General features: G+C 59.9%; 15 protein-coding genes. All 15 read right to left on the bottom strand.

The features are described from left to right. The 15 genes from rplE to tuf all read right to left on the bottom strand — a co-directional run bounded on the left by rplE (position 1) and on the right by tuf (position 8,072). Entirely contained in the window at positions 1-558 is a 558-nt protein-coding gene (gene rplE / locus QD408_RS15950; protein ID WP_004674930.1) for a 50S ribosomal protein L5, read from the bottom strand. Continuing rightward, positions 551-859, bottom strand: a complete 309-nt coding sequence (rplX, locus tag QD408_RS15955; protein ID WP_004674929.1) for a 50S ribosomal protein L24 — start codon at positions 857-859, stop codon at positions 551-553. Before rplX ends, rplE begins: the two co-directional genes overlap by 8 nt. A gap of 11 nt (positions 860-870) precedes the next feature. Then, complete coding sequence (gene rplN / locus QD408_RS15960; protein WP_003573790.1) at positions 871-1,239, bottom strand: 50S ribosomal protein L14; 369 nt, start codon at positions 1,237-1,239, stop codon at positions 871-873. Between the two features lie 262 nt (positions 1,240-1,501). Next, positions 1,502-1,741, bottom strand: a complete 240-nt coding sequence (rpsQ, locus tag QD408_RS15965; RefSeq protein WP_004674926.1) for a 30S ribosomal protein S17 — start codon at positions 1,739-1,741, stop codon at positions 1,502-1,504. A gap of 12 nt (positions 1,742-1,753) precedes the next feature. Continuing rightward, positions 1,754-1,954, bottom strand: coding sequence for a 50S ribosomal protein L29 (gene rpmC, locus QD408_RS15970; RefSeq protein ID WP_008521335.1), 201 nt, complete (start codon positions 1,952-1,954; stop codon positions 1,754-1,756). 11 nt (positions 1,955-1,965) lie between these two features. Continuing rightward, a complete protein-coding gene (gene rplP, locus QD408_RS15975; RefSeq protein WP_003573792.1) occupies positions 1,966-2,379 on the bottom strand; it encodes a 50S ribosomal protein L16 in 414 nt (137 codons plus the stop codon). Between the two features lie 38 nt (positions 2,380-2,417). Further along, the gene (rpsC, locus tag QD408_RS15980; protein ID WP_003573793.1) at positions 2,418-3,152 is read right to left on the bottom strand and encodes a 30S ribosomal protein S3; all 735 of its coding nucleotides are present in this window, start codon (positions 3,150-3,152) and stop codon (positions 2,418-2,420) included. Further along, on the bottom strand, positions 3,152-3,541 hold the full coding sequence (rplV, locus tag QD408_RS15985) for a 50S ribosomal protein L22 (RefSeq protein WP_004674922.1): 390 nt from the start codon (positions 3,539-3,541) through the stop codon (positions 3,152-3,154). The genes rpsC and rplV overlap by 1 nt, the downstream gene beginning before the upstream one ends. Positions 3,542-3,543: 2 nt before the next feature. Further along, complete coding sequence (rpsS, locus tag QD408_RS15990; protein ID WP_007531666.1) at positions 3,544-3,822, bottom strand: 30S ribosomal protein S19; 279 nt, start codon at positions 3,820-3,822, stop codon at positions 3,544-3,546. Positions 3,823-3,837: 15 nt separating this feature from the next. Continuing rightward, the gene (gene rplB, locus QD408_RS15995; RefSeq protein WP_088685491.1) at positions 3,838-4,674 is read right to left on the bottom strand and encodes a 50S ribosomal protein L2; all 837 of its coding nucleotides are present in this window, start codon (positions 4,672-4,674) and stop codon (positions 3,838-3,840) included. A gap of 11 nt (positions 4,675-4,685) precedes the next feature. Next, positions 4,686-4,979: a 50S ribosomal protein L23 gene (locus QD408_RS16000; RefSeq protein ID WP_003547550.1), complete on the bottom strand. Its 294-nt coding sequence runs from the start codon at positions 4,977-4,979 to the stop codon at positions 4,686-4,688. Then, positions 4,976-5,596: a 50S ribosomal protein L4 gene (rplD, locus tag QD408_RS16005; protein WP_414139986.1), complete on the bottom strand. Its 621-nt coding sequence runs from the start codon at positions 5,594-5,596 to the stop codon at positions 4,976-4,978. Before rplD ends, QD408_RS16000 begins: the two co-directional genes overlap by 4 nt. A 13-nt stretch (positions 5,597-5,609) precedes the next feature. Continuing rightward, the gene (gene rplC / locus QD408_RS16010) at positions 5,610-6,251 is read right to left on the bottom strand and encodes a 50S ribosomal protein L3 (RefSeq protein ID WP_008521348.1); all 642 of its coding nucleotides are present in this window, start codon (positions 6,249-6,251) and stop codon (positions 5,610-5,612) included. Between the two features lie 33 nt (positions 6,252-6,284). Further along, entirely contained in the window at positions 6,285-6,593 is a 309-nt protein-coding gene (gene rpsJ / locus QD408_RS16015; protein ID WP_003547547.1) for a 30S ribosomal protein S10, read from the bottom strand. A 303-nt stretch (positions 6,594-6,896) separates the two neighbouring features. Beyond that, the gene (tuf, locus tag QD408_RS16020) at positions 6,897-8,072 is read right to left on the bottom strand and encodes an elongation factor Tu (RefSeq protein WP_088685483.1); all 1,176 of its coding nucleotides are present in this window, start codon (positions 8,070-8,072) and stop codon (positions 6,897-6,899) included. Positions 8,073-8,074 lie beyond the last annotated feature (2 nt).

Consider the following 8,074-nt stretch of genomic DNA (forward strand, 5'->3'; position numbering starts at 1 on the left):
TTATTGACGGAACGGGAAGCTGAACTCTTTCAGGAGAGCCCGTGCTTCGTCGTCGGTCGTCGCCGTCGTGCAAACGATGATGTCCATGCCCCACATCTGATCAACCTTGTCGTAGTTGATTTCAGGGAACACAATGTGCTCCTTGATGCCCATGGCGAAGTTGCCACGGCCGTCAAAGCTCTTCGGGTTCAGGCCGCGGAAGTCGCGAACGCGCGGGAGCGCGATGTTGACCAGGCGATCCAGGAACTCGTACATGCGGGCGCCGCGCAGGGTGACCTTCGCGCCGATCGGCATGTTTTCGCGGACCTTGAAGCCAGCGATAGAGTTGCGTGCGCGGGTGATGACCGGCTTCTGACCGGCGATCGCTGCGAGGTCGGCGGCAGCAACCGTCGGCTTCTTCGAGTCAGCGGTCGCTTCACCGACGCCCATGTTGATCACGATCTTGTCGAGCTTCGGGATCATCATCTCGTTGGCGTAGGAGAACTTCTCCTGCATCGCCTTGCGGATGCGCTCGACATATTCCTTCTTGAGCCGCGGCTCGTATTTTGCCTCAGCCATCGATCACTTCTCCAGAACGCTTGGCCACACGGACCTTCTTGCCGTCAACGACCTTGAAACCGACGCGAGTCGGCTTGCCGTCCTTGTCGACGATTGCGATGTTCGACAGGTGAACCGGGGCTTCCTTGTTGATGATGCCGGCTTCCTGGGTCTGCGTCTGGCGCTGATGGCGCTTCACGACGTTGACGCCGCGAACGACGGCACGATCTTCCTTCGGCATGACCTGAACAACTTCGCCGGTACGGCCCTTGTCCTTGCCAGCGAGCATGACGACCTTGTCGCCTTTACGAATCTTCTGCATCGCTTCGCTCCTTACAGTACTTCGGGAGCCAGCGAGATGATCTTCATGTGGTTCTTGGCGCGAAGTTCGCGCGGAACCGGTCCGAAGATACGGGTGCCGATCGGCTCTTTCTTGTTGTCGATGAGGACTGCTGCGTTGGTGTCGAAGCGGATGACGGAGCCATCCGGACGACGGATATCCTTGGCGGTGCGAACGACAACCGCCTTCATCACGTCACCCTTCTTCACGCGGCCGCGCGGGATCGCTTCCTTGATCGAAACGACGATGACGTCGCCGATCGAGGCATACTTGCGCTTCGAGCCGCCCAGCACCTTGATGCACATGACACGACGTGCGCCGGAATTATCCGCGACGTCGAGGTTTGTTTGCATCTGAATCATATCAGGTCGCCTTCTTGGTTTACCGGAATGGTTGGGCCTAAGCCCCCTACCCCGGCTTATGAAAATGTTCGCCGGCCCGCCTGCCGTAACGGCAGGTAAAACACGGCAATAGCTGAATAGCGCGGGGTCGATCGTGCCAGGGTGGTTTCCCGAACGGGACCTTCCGTGCGCTCAAAGCAAAAGAACGCCCGGCATTCGAGCGTTCTGACGCTGCTTCATACAGATATTTCGGCGAGACGCAAGGCCTCGCACAAAATTCTGTTTACTTGCCCTGGGCGGCGATGACCGTCCAGCGCTTGTCCTTGGAGATCGGCGCGCATTCCTCGATGGAAACGGTATCGCCGATCTTGTACTGGTTGTTTTCGTCGTGGGCCTTGTACTTCTTGGAACGACGAACGGTCTTCTGGAGCAGCGGGTGAGCGAAACGACGCTCGACGCGAACCACTACCGTCTTCTCGTTCTTGTCGCCAACGACGACGCCCTGCAGGATGCGCTTCGGCATGTTTTTCTTCCTTTAGGCCTTAACTTCTGCCGCCTTCTGGCGGGCAATGGTTTTCACGCGGGCGATGTCCTTGCGGACTTCGTTGATGCGCGAGGACTTTTCGAGCTGGCCGGTCGCCTTCTGGAAGCGCAGGTTGAACTGCTCCTTCTTCAGCTTGGCAAGCTCGTCCTTGAGTTGGTCGGCGCTGAGCGCGCGAACGTCTGAGGCTTTCATGAGCTCAATCCTTACTCTGCAATGCGCTGAACGAAGCGCGTCTTGACCGAGAGCTTGGCAGAGCCGAGGCGAAGCGCCTCGCGGGCGATCTCTTCGCTGACGCCGTCGATCTCGAACATCATACGACCGGGCTTGACCTTGCATGCCCAGTACTCAACGGAGCCCTTACCTTTACCCATGCGGACTTCGGTCGGCTTTGCGGTTACCGGAACGTCCGGGAACACGCGGATCCATACACGGCCGGCGCGCTTCATGTAACGCGTGATCGCGCGGCGGGCCGCTTCGATCTCGCGTGCATTGACGCGGTTGGGCTCCTGAGCCTTCAGGCCGAATTCGCCGAATGCCAGGTCAGAACCGCCCTTGGCGACGCCCTTGATGCGGCCCTTGAACTGCTTGCGGTACTTAGTACGCTTTGGCTGCAACATTTTCTTACTTCTCCGAGCTTATCTTTCGCCAGCGCTAATTACGCGTTGTCGCGTTCGCGGCGACGATCGCCACGGTCGCGTTCGCGGCTTGCCGGACCCTGTGCGTCGCCTTCCAGCGCGCGACGTTCGGAAGCCATCGGATCGTGCTCAAGGATTTCGCCCTTGAAGATCCAGACCTTGATGCCGCAGATACCGAATGCGGTTTCTGCTTCGGCCGTGCCGTAGTCGATGTCGGCGCGCAGGGTGTGCAGCGGCACACGGCCTTCGCGGTACCATTCCGTACGGGCGATTTCAGCACCGCCGAGACGGCCGGCGCAGGTGATCTTGATGCCTTCGGCACCAAGACGCATCGCGGACTGAACGGCGCGCTTCATGGCGCGGCGGAAAGCCACACGGCGCTCAAGCTGCTGAGCGATCGACTGAGCGACCAGCGTTGCGTCGACTTCGGGCTTGCGCACTTCAACGATGTTGAGATGCGTTTCCGAATTCGTCATGTCCGACAGCTTCTTGCGGAGCTTGTCGATGTCTGCGCCCTTGCGGCCGATAATCAGGCCCGGCCGTGCCGAGTGGATCGTGACGCGGCACTTCTTATGCGGACGCTCGATAACCACCTTGGAAATACCGGCCTGCTTCAGTTCGCTCATGACGAACTTGCGCATCTTCAGGTCTTCGTGCAGCAGCTGGCCATACTCGGCATTGTCCGCAAACCAGCGGCTATCCCAGGTACGGTTGATGCCGAGACGGAAACCGATCGGATTGATTTTCTGACCCATTATGCGGCCTCCTCTGCTGCCTGCACTTCACGAACGACGATCGTCAGGTGCGCGAAGGGCTTTTCGATGCGCGACGCACGACCGCGGCCACGAGCGTGGAAACGCTTCATGACGATCGACTTGCCGACATAGGCCTCGGCGACGACGAGTGCGTCGACGTCGAGATCGTGGTTGTTCTCGGCGTTGGCGATCGCAGATTCGAGCGTCTTCTTGACTGCGCCTGCGATGCGCTTGCGGGAGAACTCCAGCTCAGCGAGTGCACGCTCGACCTTCTTGCCGCGGATGGCCGCAGCAACCAGGTTGAGCTTCTGGGGGCTGACGCGGAGCGTGCGGGCGACTGCTTGCGCCTCGTTGTCCTTCAGCCGGCGTTCGGCTTTTGCCTTGCCCATTGTTACTTCCTCTTCGCCTTCTTGTCCGCGCCGTGACCGTAGTAGGTGCGGGTCGGAGAGAATTCACCGAATTTGTGGCCGACCATGTCTTCATTGACACTGACCGGAACATGTTTGCTGCCGTTGTAGACGCCGAAGGTAAGACCGACGAACTGCGGCAGGATCGTGGAGCGACGGCTCCAGATCTTGATCACTTCTGCACGTCCGCCTTCACGAACCTTCTCAGCCTTCTTGAGAAGATAGCCGTCAACGAACGGACCTTTCCATACTGAACGAGCCATTGGAGACTTCCTCTCTTACTTCTTACGCTGATGACGCGAGCGCATGATCATTTTGTCGGTCGACTTGTTCGACCGAGTACGCTTGCCCTTGGTCGGCTTACCCCAAGGTGTCACCGGATGGCGACCACCGGAGGTACGGCCTTCACCACCGCCGTGCGGATGGTCGACCGGGTTCATGACGACACCGCGGTTATGCGGACGCTTGCCGCGCCAAACGGTACGACCGGCCTTGCCGTCGTTGATGTTGGCGTGGTCCGGGTTGGAGACGGCGCCGATCGAAGCAAGGCAGACGCCGCTTACGAGACGCTGTTCACCGGAGTTCAGGCGAAGGATCGCCATGCCCTGGTCACGGCCCACGAGCTGCGCATAGGAACCGGCGGAGCGAGCGATCTGACCGCCCTTGCCCGGCTTCATTTCCACGTTATGGATGATGGAGCCGACCGGGATGTACTGCAGCGGCATGGTGTTGCCGGGCTTGACGTCGACAGCCTTTTCCGAAGCGATGACCTTGTCGCCGGCAGCGAGACGCTGCGGAGCGATGATGTAGGCCTGCTCACCGTCGGCATAGCTCACGAGAGCGATGAAAGCCGTGCGGTTCGGATCGTATTCGATACGTTCGACGGTGCCTTCAACGTCGAACTTACGACGCTTGAAGTCGACCAGACGGTAGCTGCGCTTGTGACCGCCGCCGATGAAGCGGGCGGTGATGCGGCCGAGGTTGTTACGACCGCCGCTCTTGGTCAGGCCTTCCGTCAGCGCCTTCACCGGCTTGCCCTTGTAGAGGGCGGAACGGTCGACGATGACCAGCTGGCGCTGGCTCGGGGTGATCGGATTGAATGTTTTCAATGCCATTTTCTTATACCTCAGAGACCGGTGGAGACGTCGATCGTCTGGCCTTCAGCCAGCGTCACGACAGCCTTCTTCACGTCCTTCTGCTTGCCGACGAAACCGCGGAACCGCTTGGTCTTGCCCTTGCGCAGCAGAGTGTTGACGGCCGTAACCTTGACGCCGAACAGCGCCTCGACAGCAGCCTTGATTTCCGGCTTCGTCGCCTGCTTGGCGACATTGAAAACAACCTGGTTGTTTTCGGATACCAGCGTGGACTTTTCGGTGATCGCCGGAGAGACGATCACATCGTAGTGGCGAAGATCGGTCACTTGAATCGCTCCTCTAGCGCTTCAACCGCAGCCTTGGAAAGCACGAGCTTGCCGCGGCGCACGATGTCGTAAACGTTGATGCCCTGGATCGGCAGAACATCGATATTCGGGATGTTCTGAGCTGCGAGCTTGAAGTTGCCGTCGAGCTCTGCGCCGCCGATGAAGAGGGCGTTGGTCAGGCCGAGCGTCTCGAATGCGGACGCGAGAGCCTTGGTCTTGGCTTCAGCGGCAACCAGGTTGTCGATGACGATGACGTCATCAGCCTTGATCTTGGCCGAAAGGGCGTGGCGAAGGCCGAGTGCGCGAACCTTCTTGGGAAGGTTGTGCTCATGGCTGCGGACGACGGGGCCGTGAGCCTTGCCGCCGCCGCGGAACTGCGGAGCGCGAGCCGAATGGTGGCGGGCGCGGCCCGTACCCTTCTGCTTGTACATCTTGGCGCCGGTGCGCGAAACTTCAGCGCGGCCCTTTGCCTTGTGCGTGCCCTGCTGCTTCTTGGCAAGCTGCCAGCGGATGACGCGGGCAAGAATGTCTTCGCGGGGCTCGAGGCCGAAAATCTCGTCCGAAAGGGAAACCTTCCCGGCGTCTTTTCCCTCGAGGGTCTTGACGTTCAATTCCATTGATCTGGCTCCCTTACTTCGCGGCCGACTTGACGGCGTCGCGCACGATGATCCAGGCACCCTTGGAACCGGGAACAGCACCCTTGATCAGGATCAGACCACGATCTTCGTCGGTCGAAACCACTTCCAGGTTCTGCGTCGTGACGCGCGTCTGGCCCATGTGACCAGCCATCTTCTTGTTCTTGAAAACCTTGCCCGGATCCTGGCGCGAGCCGGTCGAACCGTGCGAACGGTGCGAAACCGAAACACCGTGCGTTGCGCGCAAACCGCCGAAACCATGGCGCTTCATGGCGCCGGCAAAACCCTTACCGATCGTCGTGCCCGTCACGTCGACGAGCTGACCGGCTGCAAAGTGACCCGCCTTGAGCTCCGTGCCAATCTCGAGCAGGTTGTCTTCCGAAACACGGAATTCCTGCAACTTGGCCTTCGGCTCGACGTTGGCGACAGCAAAGTTGCCGCGCATCGCCTTGGACGTGTTCTTTACCTTCGCCTGGCCGGCACCGAGCTGAACTGCGGTATAGCCATTCTTTTCGACAGTGCGCGTGGCAACGACCTGGCAGCCGTCCATACGCAGTACCGTTACCGGGACATGCTCGCCGGCGTCGTTGTAGACGCGGGTCATTCCCACCTTCTGTGCAATCACACCTGAACGCATCGGTTCAATCCTTCCAACTCAGCTCGAGCAAGCTCAGAGCTTGATCTCAACATCGACACCGGCGGCGAGATCGAGCTTCATCAGCGCGTCTACCGTCTGCGGTGTCGGGTCTACGATGTCGAGCAGGCGCTTATGCGTGCGCATCTCGAACTGTTCGCGGCTCTTCTTGTCGATATGCGGGGACCGGTTGACCGTAAACTTCTCGATGCGGGTCGGAAGCGGAACGGGGCCCCGGACGCTAGCACCGGTGCGCTTCGCCGTCGACACGATCTCGCGCGTAGAAGCATCGAGAATCCGGTGATCGAACGCCTTCAGGCGAATGCGGATATTTTGGCCGTTCATTCGACGTTATCCTTGTGTTTGTTTCCCACATGTCTCTGGACAAGACACGGGTTGTTCTTTCTTCCTAAGGCGGACCACCGGTTTCAAAGATCGAGAGGGCGCCGAGAGGCTTCCCTATCCAGTCTTCAGGGCCTTCAAGCCCACCTTATTGTTTATTTAGTCGCTGCTTCGTCATCCAAAGCAGTACGCAAATCGCGCTCGCGCGCCATTTGCTACATTTCTGTGTAATAAGCAAGCGGCTTGCGCCGCCTGCATCATAATAATGTCATCGAATCGGCCGCCCCACCGGAGCGGCCGAACGAATTACTCGACGATCGAAGCGACGATACCGGCGCCGACGGTGCGGCCGCCTTCGCGGATGGCGAAGCGCAGCTTTTCTTCCATCGCGATCGGAACGATCAGCTCGACGGCAACCGTGACGTTGTCGCCCGGCATAACCATTTCCGTGCCTTCCGGCAGCGTTACGATGCCSGTAACGTCCGTCGTGCGGAAGTAGAACTGCGGACGGTAGTTGGTGAAGAACGGCGTATGACGGCCRCCYTCTTCCTTCGTCAGGATGTAGGCTTCRGCCATGAACTTCTTGTGCGGCTTGACAGAGCCCGGCTTGCACAGGATCTGGCCACGCTCGACGCCGTCACGGTTCACACCGCGAACCAGCGCGCCGATGTTGTCGCCGGCCTGGCCCTGGTCGAGCAGCTTGCGGAACATTTCAACGCCGGTCACCGTCGTCTTCGAGGTCGGACGGATGCCGACGATCTCGACTTCTTCACCGACCTTGACAATGCCACGCTCGACGCGGCCGGTCACGACAGTGCCGCGGCCAGAGATCGAGAACACGTCTTCGATCGGCATCAGGAACGGCTGGTCAACCGGACGCTCAGGCGTCGGGATGTAGGCGTCGACCGCTGCCATCAGCTCGCGGATCGCGTCTTCGCCGATCTTCTTGTCCGAATCTTCGAGAGCGGCRAGAGCCGAACCCTTGACGACCGGAATGTCGTCGCCCGGGAAGTCGTAGGACGACAGMAGTTCRCGAACTTCGAGCTCGACGAGTTCGAGAAGCTCGGCGTCGTCAACCTGGTCGACCTTGTTCAGGAACACGACGATAGCCGGAACGCCGACCTGGCGGGCGAGCAGGATGTGTTCGCGCGTCTGCGGCATCGGGCCGTCAGCGGCCGAGCAAACCAGGATCGCGCCGTCCATCTGAGCTGCGCCGGTGATCATGTTCTTGACATAGTCGGCGTGGCCGGGGCAGTCGACGTGCGCGTAGTGGCGGTTCGGCGTCTCATACTCGACGTGCGCCGTCGAGATCGTGATGCCGCGCGCCTTCTCTTCCGGAGCCGCGTCGATCTGGTCGTACGCCTTGAACTCACCGAAGTACTTCGTGATCGCTGCCGTCAGAGACGTCTTGCCGTGGTCAACGTGGCCGATCGTGCCAATGTTGACGTGCGGCTTGTTGCGCTCAAACTTACTCTTTGCCATTT

It is taken from the genome of Rhizobium sp. BR 249, assembly GCF_047445895.1.
In the GTDB taxonomy this organism is placed as follows: Bacteria; Pseudomonadota; Alphaproteobacteria; order Rhizobiales; family Rhizobiaceae; genus Rhizobium.